The organism is Corynebacterium sp. (assembly GCF_022712195.1).
Lineage (GTDB): Bacteria > Actinomycetota > Actinomycetes > Mycobacteriales > Mycobacteriaceae > Corynebacterium.
In genome coordinates, this window is the sequence record NZ_JALAGY010000083.1 from 1 (window position 1) to 11,783 (window position 11,783).

General features: G+C 70.5%; 14 protein-coding genes. 8 read left to right on the plus strand and 6 right to left on the minus strand.

The window, feature by feature from the left end; translation table 11 throughout:
• From Q0A34_RS10895 to Q0A34_RS10910, 4 genes are all read left to right on the plus strand, one after another.
• The coding region (locus Q0A34_RS10895; RefSeq protein ID WP_291480016.1) for an NAD(P)-binding domain-containing protein at positions 1 to 1,514 on the plus strand (1,514 nt) is incomplete at its 5' end.
• Between the two features lie 85 nt (positions 1,515 to 1,599).
• Positions 1,600 to 1,815, plus strand: coding sequence for a GtrA family protein (locus tag Q0A34_RS10900; protein WP_291480017.1), 216 nt, complete (start codon positions 1,600 to 1,602; stop codon positions 1,813 to 1,815).
• A gap of 6 nt (positions 1,816 to 1,821) precedes the next feature.
• Positions 1,822 to 2,001, plus strand: a complete 180-nt coding sequence (locus Q0A34_RS10905; protein WP_291480018.1) for a hypothetical protein — start codon at positions 1,822 to 1,824, stop codon at positions 1,999 to 2,001.
• A 20-nt stretch (positions 2,002 to 2,021) separates the two neighbouring features.
• Positions 2,022 to 2,537, plus strand: coding sequence for a glutathione peroxidase (locus Q0A34_RS10910; protein WP_291480019.1), 516 nt, complete (start codon positions 2,022 to 2,024; stop codon positions 2,535 to 2,537).
• A gap of 161 nt (positions 2,538 to 2,698) precedes the next feature.
• On the opposite strand, the gene Q0A34_RS10915 is transcribed toward Q0A34_RS10910, so the two are convergent.
• The 4 genes from Q0A34_RS10915 to Q0A34_RS10930 are packed head-to-tail and all read right to left on the minus strand — an operon-like array spanning position 2,699 to position 6,098.
• The gene (locus tag Q0A34_RS10915; protein WP_291480020.1) at positions 2,699 to 3,766 is read right to left on the minus strand and encodes an MBL fold metallo-hydrolase; all 1,068 of its coding nucleotides are present in this window, start codon (positions 3,764 to 3,766) and stop codon (positions 2,699 to 2,701) included.
• Positions 3,753 to 5,204 (minus strand): nucleobase:cation symporter-2 family protein, encoded by a 1,452-nt coding sequence (locus Q0A34_RS10920; protein WP_291480021.1) that lies wholly within the window; start codon positions 5,202 to 5,204, stop codon positions 3,753 to 3,755. The genes Q0A34_RS10915 and Q0A34_RS10920 overlap by 14 nt, the downstream gene beginning before the upstream one ends.
• A gap of 7 nt (positions 5,205 to 5,211) precedes the next feature.
• A complete protein-coding gene (uraH, locus tag Q0A34_RS10925; protein ID WP_291480022.1) occupies positions 5,212 to 5,550 on the minus strand; it encodes a hydroxyisourate hydrolase in 339 nt (112 codons plus the stop codon).
• Positions 5,547 to 6,098, minus strand: a complete 552-nt coding sequence (locus Q0A34_RS10930; RefSeq protein ID WP_291480023.1) for a 2-oxo-4-hydroxy-4-carboxy-5-ureidoimidazoline decarboxylase — start codon at positions 6,096 to 6,098, stop codon at positions 5,547 to 5,549. The genes uraH and Q0A34_RS10930 overlap by 4 nt, the downstream gene beginning before the upstream one ends.
• A 179-nt stretch (positions 6,099 to 6,277) precedes the next feature.
• Between Q0A34_RS10930 and Q0A34_RS10935 the strand changes: the two genes are divergently transcribed.
• On the plus strand, positions 6,278 to 7,264 hold the full coding sequence (locus Q0A34_RS10935; protein ID WP_291480024.1) for a TauD/TfdA family dioxygenase: 987 nt from the start codon (positions 6,278 to 6,280) through the stop codon (positions 7,262 to 7,264).
• A gap of 5 nt (positions 7,265 to 7,269) precedes the next feature.
• On the opposite strand, the gene Q0A34_RS10940 is transcribed toward Q0A34_RS10935, so the two are convergent.
• Both Q0A34_RS10940 and Q0A34_RS10945 read right to left on the minus strand, forming a co-directional pair.
• Entirely contained in the window at positions 7,270 to 8,001 is a 732-nt protein-coding gene (locus Q0A34_RS10940; RefSeq protein WP_291480025.1) for an HAD hydrolase-like protein, read from the minus strand.
• Entirely contained in the window at positions 7,998 to 8,768 is a 771-nt protein-coding gene (locus Q0A34_RS10945; protein WP_291480026.1) for a GntR family transcriptional regulator, read from the minus strand. The genes Q0A34_RS10940 and Q0A34_RS10945 overlap by 4 nt, the downstream gene beginning before the upstream one ends.
• A gap of 157 nt (positions 8,769 to 8,925) precedes the next feature.
• Here Q0A34_RS10945 and Q0A34_RS10950 point away from each other — a divergent pair, with 157 nt between their 5' ends.
• The 3 genes from Q0A34_RS10950 to Q0A34_RS10960 are packed head-to-tail and all read left to right on the plus strand — an operon-like array spanning position 8,926 to position 11,752.
• On the plus strand, positions 8,926 to 10,047 hold the full coding sequence (locus tag Q0A34_RS10950; RefSeq protein ID WP_291480027.1) for a TIGR03364 family FAD-dependent oxidoreductase: 1,122 nt from the start codon (positions 8,926 to 8,928) through the stop codon (positions 10,045 to 10,047).
• An 8-nt stretch (positions 10,048 to 10,055) separates the two neighbouring features.
• Positions 10,056 to 10,982 (plus strand): phosphate/phosphite/phosphonate ABC transporter substrate-binding protein, encoded by a 927-nt coding sequence (locus Q0A34_RS10955; RefSeq protein WP_291480028.1) that lies wholly within the window; start codon positions 10,056 to 10,058, stop codon positions 10,980 to 10,982.
• On the plus strand, positions 10,979 to 11,752 hold the full coding sequence (locus Q0A34_RS10960) for an ATP-binding cassette domain-containing protein (protein WP_291480029.1): 774 nt from the start codon (positions 10,979 to 10,981) through the stop codon (positions 11,750 to 11,752). Before Q0A34_RS10955 ends, Q0A34_RS10960 begins: the two co-directional genes overlap by 4 nt.
• Positions 11,753 to 11,783: the final 31 nt, after the last annotated feature.

The window sequence follows — 11,783 nt, forward strand, 5'->3', positions numbered from 1 at the left end:
CCCGGAACACCACCCCCACCCGCCGAGACCGGCCCGGACCGGTCCCCGAGGAGGTGTCCCGCGCGAACCTGGCGGCCCTCACCGCACAGGCGCGTGCCGACATGGCGCTGACCGGACACAACCGCGACTGGGTCCCCGCACCCGCCGACGGCGCCCTCAACGTGCTGGTCATCGGCGGCGGCCAGGCGGGACTCGGCGCCGCGTTCGCCCTCTCCCGGCACCGGATCGGCGCAGTGAAGGTACTGGAGGCCGGCCCACCGCAGGAGGCCGGCTGCTGGACCAGGTACGCCCGCATGCACACACTGCGCAGCCCGAAGAACATGAAGGGCATCGAGCTGGACGTCCCGTCACTGCACACCGGGCGCTGGTTCGAGGCGAAGTACGGTGCCGAAGCCTGGGCCGCGACCGACCTGACGCCCCGTGAGGACTGGAACGAGTACCTCACCTGGTACCGGGAGACCACCGGAACCGACGTCGACTTCCACACCCGTATCACAGGGGTGAGCTGGCCTGACGAGGACGGCTACTTCCGTGTCACGGCGCTGCGCGACGGACGGCCCGTGACCTACCGCGCCCGGCGCGTGGTCTTCGCCACGGGACTTGTCGGCGGCGGCGGGCCGTTCCTGCCGCCGCTGGTCGAGGCCCTTCCCGCACAGTTCCGGGCGCACACCCAGGACCCTGTCGACGCCACCGCACTGCGGGGCAGACGGGTGATCGTGCTCGGCGGCGGTGCCAGCGGGTTCGACAACGCCTCCGTCGCACTGGAGGCCGGTGCCGCCAGCGTGGAGATGCACGTGCGGCGCCCGGACATTCCCCGGCACAACTCCCTGCGCTGGATGGAGTTCCCCGGAATGCAGGAGCACTTCTTCGACCTCACCGACGAACAGAAGTGGGAGTTCTCCCTGGTCAACGGTGGGTTGCCGCAGCCGCCCACGCAGGCCTCGGTGTGGCGCGCCTTCGCCCACGACAACTTCCGGCTGCTCACCGACACCCGCTGGGCCGCCGCCGGGGTGCAGGACGGGCCGGCGGGTCCCGAGGTGGTCGTGACCGACGACCGTGGAGGCACGCACGTCGGAGACGTCGTGATCTCGGCGACCGGCTACACGGTGGACCTGGGCCTGCGCCCCGAGCTGGCCGAGTTCCTGCCGCACATCGCGCTGTGGTCCGACCGGTTCGCCCCGGCGGCCGGGCACCCGATGGGCCGCTGCCCGTACCTGGGCGACGGCTTCCAGTTCCAGGCTAAGGAGGGGACGGCGCCGGAGGTGGCGTCCTGCATCGCCCGCCTGTTCCACCTGTCCACCGGTGCGCGGGCGTCGCACGGGGTGGCGGGCAACCAGTTGTCCGGGATCTACGCCGGGGTGACCCGCCTGGCCGACCGTGTCGCCACCGACATCACCCGGGAGAACTGGCCGGAGTTCTTCGCCGGGTTCCGCGCGTTCGAGCACGAGGAGGTCGCCAGCGTGGGGCCGCACCGTGCCGGCGAGCCGTGGTTCCCGACCTCGCCGCGGTACTGAGTGCGGTGCTGAGGCTCGGGTAGGGTGATCGGGTCAACGCCGCCCGCCGCCGTGGGCGGTGTCCCGCTGTCGACCGAGGAGTCCCGTGTTCCGGAAAGTCCTGCGCTTCGGCCTCGTCGGTGTCGTCGGCGCCGTGGTCGACTTCTCGACCATGGCACTCCTGCTGTTCCTCGGCTCCCCGACGGCCGTCGCCCGGGGCGGCAGCTACATCGTCGGCAGCACGGTGGCGTACGTCGTGAACAGCTACGTGACGTTCAGCGGTGAGCGGACGACGGCGGAGAAGCTCCGGGCCGCCGTCTAGTACGTCGTGTGTTTCACTGTGGCGGTGCTGGTCAACCACCTCGTGCGCCACACCGTACCCGCACTGCCGAACCTGGTCTTCTGGTCCTGGTTCGTCTCACAGGGGGCGGCGACGACCCTGAACTTCCTGCTGCAGAACTTCTGGGTGTTCCGGGGGCCCGCGTCTACCAGACCGGAAGCGGTGTAGGCACGCGTACCATCGCGCACATGGCTTCCCCAGACGACACCACCGGCACCGACACCACGAACATCAAGACCATCCCCGTGCGCGCCCTCGACGGCGGCGAACTCAACCTCGCGGAGGTCGACGGGCCGCTGCTCATCGTCAACGTGGCGTCCAAGTGCGGACTGACACCGCAGTACACCGCCCTCGAGAAGCTCGCCGAAGACTACCGGGACCGGGGCCTCACCGTCCTCGGTGCCCCGTGCAACCAATTCATGGGGCAGGAGCCCGGCACCCCGGAGGAGATCGCGGAGTTCTGCTCGACGACCTACGGTGTGACCTTCCCGCTGACGGAGAAGCTCGACGTCAACGGCGAGGACGCCCACCCTCTCTTCGCCGAGCTCACGAAGACCCCCGACGCCGACGGTAAGGCGGGCGACGTGGAGTGGAACTTCGAGAAGTTCCTCGTCGGCAAGGACGGTGACGTGCTCGCACGCTTCCGCCCCGCCACCGTGCCGGATGCCCCGGAGATCATCGAGGCGGTCGAGAAGGCGCTGTAGACAGGTGCGGGCTCGCGGCCGACCGCCGTCACCGACCGCGTGACTCAGGTGCCGCAATCGGCCACTGCGATGCCTGCGGCACGACCGGTCCTGACACCTGAGGCACACGTCCTACGTCGCGGCACCCGGTCGTCGACGGGGTGCAGGAGACCAACACGGTGTCACCCCTTCTCCAACACCAGGTCTCGGTACATCATCGTCTGCCGGACCGCCGACCACACCATCGGAGAGTTCGCCAGGGACTCCCAGCCGCCGCTCCAGGTGAGCCGCCCGGCCAGCCGCCACACGCTGATCTCCGGGTTCCAGTCCAGCACCCGCGCCACCTCCTCCGCGCGTTCCATGACGTGGGCGCGGGTCTCCCGCAGCCGGCTCGCCAGCCCGGTGAAGCAGTACCCGTGACCGGGGATAACGGTGTAGTCGTCGAACTCCGCCAGCCGGTCCAGCCCCGCCAGGTAGTCCTTCACCGGGTTGCCTCCCAGTGACGCCACCCCCAGTCCGATACCGGGGAAGATCTCCGGCAGCACGTGGTCGGCGGCGACGAGCAGTTTCCGCCGGTCGTCGACGAAGCACAGGTGCCCCGGGGTGTGCCCGGGTGTCAGCACGGCGCGCCACCCCAGTTCACCGGTGACACCGTGGTCGGGCAGCAGGTCGCCGTCCTCCACTGTCGCATCGGGGCGCTGCCGCGGGATGAACGGCGGCAGCCCCTTCGTCGACGTGGGGAAGGGGAACTTGTCGAGCACACCGTCCGGCGCGCCGGTGCTGTGGTGCTCCACGGCGTAGTCGTCCTGCGACCGGCCGGTGCGGGCGGCGTCCACGGTGCGCTGCTCCACCGTGCCCAGGTGGTAGCGCGCGCCGGTGGCCCGCAGCATCTCCGCGGCTCCACCGACGTGGTCGGGGTGCGCGTGCGTGACGACCACGTCCGTGACGTCCTCCAGACGTCGCCCGCGTTCCCGCAGGAAGTCGTCCAGCGGGCGCAGGACGTTGCCCGCGGCGTCCTGCGCCCTGCCACCGGCCCACCCGGGGTCGACGACGGTGACCCCGCGGTCCCCGAGATGCACCGTGGACAACACGCTGTTCATCACACCTGCCCCGGGCATCGGGACGGCCCGGACCCACAGTTCACCGTCGACGGTGCTGACCCGTACCGGCGCGGGAACCCTGCCACCCACGGCCACCTGGTACTGGGCCCGGAAAATCGGCGTGATGCCGCTGTCGTCACGTACTGCCATGTGCAGTCAGCGTACCCGCCGACGCTCCCCCACCGGCGACAACGGCCACGTCCGGCTCCCCGCTCTCCGCCAGGTGCCCGCCGCCCTCCCGGTTGAGCAGCAGGTTCAGCAGCACCACCGTCACCGCGCCCACGGTGATCCCGCTGTCGAGCACCATCTCCACCTCGGCGGGGAGATTCGCGTACAGGCCGTCGAACACGGTGGGCAGCATCGCCACCGCGAGGGAGACGCCGACGATCAACGCGCGGGTCTCCGTCCACGTCACCGTGGACAGCGTCCGCACACCCGACACAGCGACCATGCCGAACAACGCGACCGCCGCCCCGCCGAGCACCGGTGCCGGGATCCCCGTCGCAACCTCACCGACCTTCGGTAACAGGCCCAGGACGACCAGGATCAGGCCGGACGCCGTCACCACGTACCGGCTGGCCACCCTCGACAACGACACCAGGCCCACGTTCTGGGCGAAGGCCGAGTACGGGAAGGTGTTGAAGACGCCCCCGAGGAAAGTCGCCAGCCCGTCGGCACGCAGGCCATCGGCGAGGGTGCGTGCCGTGGCGCGACGCCCGGTGATGTCACCGACGGCGACGATGTCCCCGCTGGTCTCGGTCATGATCACCAGGCCGACGAGCACCATGGTGAGGATCGAGGCGATGTCGAAGGTGGGTGTCCCGAACTGGAACGGCGCAGGCACCCCGACCCAGTCCGCGTCCGCCACCGACGAGAAGTCCGCCGCGCCGACGACCACACCGGCGACGGTACCTGCCACGATGCCGCCCAACACCGCCACCGAACGCCACGCCGCCGGGGCGAAACGGTGGATGCAGATCACGGTGACGAGTGTGCCGAGCGCGAGCAGAAGGTTCCGCACACTCCCCTGGTCCCCCGCCGGCGCGTCACGGTCGAAGATCCAGCCGGCGGCGACGGACAGCAGCGACAGCCCCACCACCGTGATGATCGTGCCGGTGACCAGCGGCGGGAAGTACCGCACCACCCTGGCGAAGAACGGCGCGACGAGCATCATCACCACGCCGGTGGCGATGACCGAGCCGTAGATCGCGGTGATGCCGTGCTCGGACCCGATGGCGATCATCGGCGCCACGGACACGAAGGACACCCCCTGGACCAGCGGCAGCCGGGCGCCGAAGCGCCAGACCCCCAACGACTGCACCACCGAGGCCACACCGGCCACGAAGAGGTCGGCGACGATGAGGTGGTGCAGGTCCCCGGCGTCGAACTGCCCGGCGGCGACGAGCGCCCCACCGACGATGAGCGGTACCGCGACGGCCCCCGCGTACATCGCCAGCACATGCTGCAGCCCCAGGATGAACGTCCTGGCCAGCGGCGGGCGCTGGTCGACCGGGTGGGTTCCGTCCGGCACGACCGCGCCGATCATGCCCGGGGTCGTCACAGCCGTCGTGTCCGTCGTGTCCGTCACGTCGACCTCAGCTTCCCTGGTAGGTCGAGTAGCCGAAGGGGGACACCAGCAGCGGCACATGGAGGTGCCCGCCGGCACCGCCACGTTCCACCGTGACGTGGAAGGTCACGTCGACGAAGGGGTAGAGCGACGCGGTTCCGGTCACCGAGAACCACGCCCCGGTGTCGAAGCGCAGACGGTACATCCCCGGCTCCGGCGACACGGCGAAGCGGTGCCGCCCGTCGGCGTCGGTGACACCCGCCTCGACTGCCTCGACGGGGGCGTCCTGTTCGTCGAACAAGGTGACAGTCAGACCTGCGGCGGGCTGACCGGTGGCGGTGTCCAGCACGTGGGTGGACAGGCTCATTCCGCCTCCTCCCCTGTCGAGACGAACCCGCGCAACCGTACCCGGTTGATCGCGTCGAGGTTGTCCACCACCACCGGCCACTCCTCGTCCGGCGCGTGAGCGAGACGTTCGACGAGGTCGTCGAGGATCTGCCGGCTGTCGCGTCCCGCGGCCCGGACCAGGTAGTTCCACCCGAACCGCTCCCGGTAGACCGGCTGCAGGTCCCGGATCGCCTGCAGCTCACCCCCGTCCGTGGCCGCCGACTGCTCTGCCGCGGACAGGCTGCCTGTGGCGACGGCACCGCCGATCGGCGGGTGGGCGTTGACCGACTCCAGCACCTCCGCGTCGTCCTGCTCCTGGAAGAGGATGGACGCCGCGTCGCAGAGCGCGTCGACGGTGGCGAACGGCCGGATGTCCACCAGAGCAGCGGCCAGCGGCCGGCCGGCGACGAGCTCCGCCACCCGGTCGACGAGTTCCCCGGCCGGGGCACGGTTGAACTCCCCGAGCGTGACGGTGGCGGCGATCGGCGGCGCTGGCGTTTGTGCGGGGCTTGTCACAGGGCTTGTCATGCCCCCAGTCTCGACGCCGCCTGTTTCCCGCGGGTTACCCAGGAATTACCCGGGCGAGAAGATGGACGGGGCGGAAGCTTTCACCGTGAAGGGAATGCTGGCGGCGGCGTCCCGGGCGCCCGTAGCGTACACCGACAGACAGAGCAGTCTATATTCACTTAACGACTGAAAGGCACATCATGACCAGCACCCTCGCCGCACCGCACACCACCACGCCGGCACCGACAACGACCACGGCCGGGCCCGCCACACGGTCCGTCACCCGCCTGGGCCACAACATCGGCGCCCGGGTCGACGGCATCCGGCTGGGCGGCGACATCACCGACGACGAGGTCGAGTTCATCCGCACCACCCTGGCCACCCACAAGGCCGTGGTCTTCCCCAACCAGAACCTCACCGACGAGTCCCAGTACGCCTTCGCCGAGCGCATCGGCACCCCGACCCTGGCGCACCCCACCGTGCACTCCACCGGACTCGAACGCCTCACCCTCGAAGGTGCGGCGAACTCCTGGCACACCGACGTCACCTTCGTCGACCGGATCCCCAAGATCTCCATCCTGCGTGCCATCGACCTTCCGCCCTACGGGGGCGCGACGATCTGGGCGAACACCGCGGCCGCCTACAAGGCGCTCCCCGAACCCCTGCGCATCCTCGCCGACAACCTGTGGGCCACCCACTCCAACGAATACGACTACGCCGCCGGACACCAGACGGAGGACGACCGCGAACACCGCAGGGAATTCACCCGTACCGTCTTCGAGACCGAACACCCGGTGGTCCACGTCCACCCGGAGACAGGTGAACGCTCCCTGCTGCTCGGCCACTTCGTGAAAGGCTTCACCGGCCTGACCCCGCGGGAGTTCCAGAACCTGTACTCCGCCTACCAGGACCGGATCACCAAGGAGGACAACACGTTCCGGTGGAACTGGCACCACGGAGACGTGGTCCTGTGGGACAACCACGCCACCCAGCACTACGGGGTGAAGGACTTCGGTGCGCACCACCGCAGGATCCGGCGTGTCACCCTCGCCGGCGCCGTCCCGACCTCGGTCGACGGACGGAAGTCCCGGATCATCACGGGCGACGCCAGCGAATTCTCCGTCGTCGACGAACCGCGCCCCCTGGTCGGCTACGTCGGCGACGCTGCAGACATCACAGACCTCTGAACCCCCTACGGCACCTCGTCCAAGGCAGGCATGTCGGCGAGGCTGTCGAGGACCAGTGCGTGGGGCCTCGCCTCCAGCGTCCCGCGTGCCACACCTCCGGTGAGCACACCGACGCCGCGTACCCCGGCGTTCGCCGCCGCCTCCAGGTCCGCCACGGTGTCCCCCACCGACACGACCCCGGCCACGGAGGTCACACCGGTCAGCTCCATGGCGTGGTGGATCAGGTAGGGTGCCGGGCGTCCCGCCGCCACCGTGTCCGAGGTGACCAGGGCGTCCACCGTGAAACCGGAGGGCCCCTCCGGTTCCAGGGGGGCGACGTCCTTCTCCCCCGGCGCGGTCGAGAACCGCCGGACGCCCCACCCGCACGCCCGGAGCACGATCTCGGCGATGCCGCGCTGGAAGCCCGTGGTCAGTGAGATCGCCGCACCGTCGGCCCGCAGCCGCGTCAGCGCGTCCTCCACCCCCGCGACGGGACGCGGCGGCCGGGCGGCGTAGGCGCGCCGCAGTCCGTCCATGAAGTCGGCGAACACCTCGGCGACCTCCTCCGGGGACGTCGTGCGCCCGTCGGCGCCGAGCAGGGTGGCGATCGCCGACTGCTTCTCCGTCCCCTTCACGGCGTTGACCTGGCCGGACGTCACGGCCACGCCGCGGCGTTCCACGCATTCCTGCAGCTGCCGGTAGACGATCCCGTCCTCGTTGACGGTGGTTCCTGCGATGTCGCAGACGATGAGGGTCATGATGCTGTCCTGTCTGTGGAGGGGAGCCGGGATAGTCCGGCCGCCCCGGAGCGGGTGTTGACCACGGTGAACGCCGCCCTGTCGGGCAGGTAGCGGTCGTCGGCGATCTCGAGCAGCCGGCCGCGCGGGTCGCTGGTGCGTCGCTGCACGCGCAGCAGCGGGGCGTCCGGCGCGACGCCGAGGTGCCCGGCGTCGACCTCCGGTGCGCCGAGGGCGTCGATACGGTTCTCCGCGCGGTACAGCTCCACGCCCCGGGTGGTGAGGTGCTCGTAGATCGAGCCGGCGTCGGTGTCGAAGTCGAAGAGGTGGCGTCCGACGTCCGGCGGGAAGGCCGCGCGTTCGAGCATCGCCGGTGCGCCGTCCATGGTGCGTAGGCGCAGCACCTCCACGACGGCGGCCCCGGGCTCCAGGCCGAAGGAGGCGGTGACCTCGTCCGACCCGGGGCGGCGCGCCAGCTCCAGGGTGCGCTGCCCCGGCTCGGCGCCGATCGACCGGCACCACTCGGTGAAGGAGAGCAGCGTGGTGAAGCTCTGGGAGCTGGCCCGGGACTGCACGATCGAGCGGCGGCCCTGCCCGCCGGAGAGCAGGCCCTCGTGCCGCAGGGCGGTGACGGCCTGCCGGACGGGGCTGCGTGAGGTGTTGAACCGTCGGCAGAGCTCGGCCTCGCTGGGGATCGGGTCCCCTGGCCGCAGCTCCCCTGAGCTGATCATGTCGCGGAGGTAGTCCTGAAGTTGTACGTGCAAGTTCGGGACGCGGTCGGAGTACATGGGCACCGAGGTTATCAGCTTCTACCTGCGTAATGTCCAGCTTTCCGAGGGAACCCGGCGGGAACATGTCATGAATGGACCGTGAACACGTGAACTGTTCATGAACTTGTACGTACAAGTGTGGACAGGGTCCGGGCACCGCCCCACAATGAGCACCATGACCGACACAGCAGACCTCATCGTCGTCGGGGCCGGCATCCTCGGCCTGGCGACCGCCTGGAGAGCACGGCGCGACGGACTCTCCGTCCACGTCATCGACCGCGCCGACCGCCCCGTCGGCGCCTCCGTCCAGAACTTCGGACACGCCTGCGTCACCGCCCAGTCCGACGACCTCCAGGACCTCGCCGCCGTCTCCGCGGCAGGCTGGGCGTCCGCCGCCGCCGACGCCGGCTTCGACGCGACCCGCCCCGGCACCGTCCTGCCCGCCGTCACCGCCACGGAAATGCAGGTCCTCGAGGAGTTCCACGCCCACCGGGGGGAGGACGACGTCCGGCTCATCGACCCCGGCACCGTCCGCGGGATGCTCGGCAACCCGGACCTCCACTGCGTCGGCGGCGCCCACCTGCCACGCGACATGCGCGTCAACCCCCGCGACGCAGCCCCCGCCCTCGCCCGGCACCTCGCCGACCGGGACGTGCGCTTCAGCTGGCGCACCAGCGTGCACGCCGTCGGCGACGGCGAGGTGCCCACCAGCCGCGGGACCTTCCGCGCCGCACAGGTCGTCGTCTGCCCCGGGGAGCACCTCAACGACACCTTCCCCGACCTCGCCGCAGCGCACGGCATCCGCACCTGCACCCTCGCCATGGCCCTGATCGACCGGCCCGCCGGCACCCCCCGGGACCTCGCGATGCTCACTGGAACCTCCATGACCAGGTACGACGGCATCGCCGCCATGCCGTCGACAGACGCACTACGCCACGAACTCGACGAACGCGAACCCGGCCTCACCGCCGCGACCGCCAACGTGATGGCCACCGCCGTCCCCGGCGGCATCCTCGTCGGCGACTCCCACGAGTACGCCACCTCCCCCACCCCCTTCATCGACGCCGCCGTGTCCGACCTGCTGCTCGACCGCACCACCCGCTACCTCGGCATCGACCGGCCCGTCGTCCGGCAACGCTGGCAGGGACGCTACGCCGACTCCCCGTCGACGAACCTCGTCCTGCACCGCCCGGACGCCCGCACCACCGTCGCCGTGGTCACCTCCGGCATCGGCATGACCCTCTCGTTCGGCATCGCCGACCTCGTCCTGACCGGGGCCGACGCCCCGGGGAAATGACCGTCACCGTGAAGAACACGCCCCTGCGCACCACCGCCGCGGCCGTCGCCGGCATCGCCACCGCCGCGTCCTTGCTGCTCACCACCGCCTGCGCCCCCGGCGGGCACGGGCCGGACGACCCCGTCTGCCCCAACGGGAAGATCGCCTTCGGCATCGAACCCTACGAGGCCCCCGACAAACTCGAACCCGCCTACCAGCTCATCGCCGACGACCTCAGCGACACCCTCGACTGCGAGGTCGACGTCCAGATCGTCGAGGACTACTCCGCCGAGGTGCTCGCCATGCGCAACGGCTCCCTGAACCTCGGGCAGTTCGGCCCGCTCGGCTACGTCTTCGCCGACCGCATCGCCGACGCCGAACCCATCGTCTCCTTCGGGGACGCCGACGGCGAACTCTCCACCTACACCGCCGGCATCTGGGTGCCGGCGGACTCCCCCGTCCACAGCGTCGACGACCTGCGCGGACGCCAACTCGCACTCGGCGGCGTCGGCTCCACCTCCGGCGACGCCCTGCCCCGCATGGCCGTCTCCGAGGCCGGACTCACCGAGGACGACCTCACCATGGACTACACCGGCGGCCACCCGGAGGCCCTCCTCGCCCTGAAGAACGGGGCCGTCGACGCCGCCGAGATCAACTCACAGACCCTCACCAGCGCCACCGCCGAAGGAACCTTCAACCCGGACGACTTCCGCCGGATCTGGACGTCCGACCCCATCCCCAACGACCCGATCACCATCCCCGGCGACGCCGACCCCGAACTCAAGAAGAACCTCCGCGAGGCACTGACCGGCCTCAGCCCGGAGACCGTCACCGAGGTCGCCGCCTTCCTCGACGTCGACCCGCCCGGCCCGCTGGTCCCCGTCACCCGCGACGACTACCGCTCGCTCTTCCACCTCGCCGATGAACTCGGCATGACCCCTGAGGACGTCGAATGACCGACCAGACAGCCGCCACCATGACACAACCCACCGAATTCGCCACCGAACGCCTCGTCCGCGTGACCCACATCGCCAAGAGCTTCGGCAGCAACCACGTCCTGCACGACGTCTCCCTCGACGCCCACCGCGGCGAGATGGTCGCCCTGCTCGGCGCCAACGGCAGCGGCAAGTCCACCGCCCTGCGCATCATGGCCGGCCTCGAGACCCACGACCGCGGGGACGTCAGCGTACCGGCCGGCGTGGGCACCGCCATGGTCTTCCAGAAGGTCCACCTGGTCCCCCGCCGCTCCGTCCTCGACAACGTGTGCACCGGCGGCCTCGCCCACATCCCCGGCTGGCGCAGCATGACCCCGCTGACCTTCCCCACCTCGCTGCGGGAGGAGGCCATGGGCTGCCTGCAACGCGTCGGCCTCGCCGACCGGGCCCACCACCGGGCAGGCTCACTGTCCGGCGGCCAGCAGCAACGCGTCGCCGTGGCCAGGGCACTGTGCCAGCGGGCCTCGGTGATCCTCGCCGACGAACCGACCTCCGCACTCGACCCGACCGCCGCCCACCAGGTCATGGACCTTCTGCGCGACATCACCCGCGAGGCGGACGTCGCCTGCGTCGCCGTGGTCCACCAGCCCGAACTCGCCCTCGCCTACTGCGACTCCGTCATCGGGCTGCGCCAGGGCCGGGTCGCCTTCAACCGGCCCGCAGCCCACACCGACCTCGACACCATCTCACGCCTCTACACCGCCGACGGGACCCCGGAGAACCAGCCATGACAACGACACCGACACAGTCACAGACCACCCC

Coding starts and splice junctions, on each gene's coding strand:
- Q0A34_RS10945 (WP_291480026.1), bottom strand. CDS start 8,768: ATGTACTCCGACCGCGTCCCGAACTTGCACGTACAACTTCAGGACTAC.
- Q0A34_RS10940 (WP_291480025.1), bottom strand. CDS start 8,001: ATGACCCTCATCGTCTGCGACATCGCAGGAACCACCGTCAACGAGGAC.
- Q0A34_RS10930 (WP_291480023.1), bottom strand. CDS start 6,098: ATGACAAGCCCTGTGACAAGCCCCGCACAAACGCCAGCGCCGCCGATC.
- Q0A34_RS10935 (WP_291480024.1), top strand. CDS start 6,278: ATGACCAGCACCCTCGCCGCACCGCACACCACCACGCCGGCACCGACA.
- uraH (WP_291480022.1), bottom strand. CDS start 5,550: ATGAGCCTGTCCACCCACGTGCTGGACACCGCCACCGGTCAGCCCGCC.
- Q0A34_RS10960 (WP_291480029.1), top strand. CDS start 10,979: ATGACCGACCAGACAGCCGCCACCATGACACAACCCACCGAATTCGCC.
- Q0A34_RS10910 (WP_291480019.1), top strand. CDS start 2,022: ATGGCTTCCCCAGACGACACCACCGGCACCGACACCACGAACATCAAG.
- Q0A34_RS10915 (WP_291480020.1), bottom strand. CDS start 3,766: ATGGCAGTACGTGACGACAGCGGCATCACGCCGATTTTCCGGGCCCAG.
- Q0A34_RS10950 (WP_291480027.1), top strand. CDS start 8,926: ATGACCGACACAGCAGACCTCATCGTCGTCGGGGCCGGCATCCTCGGC.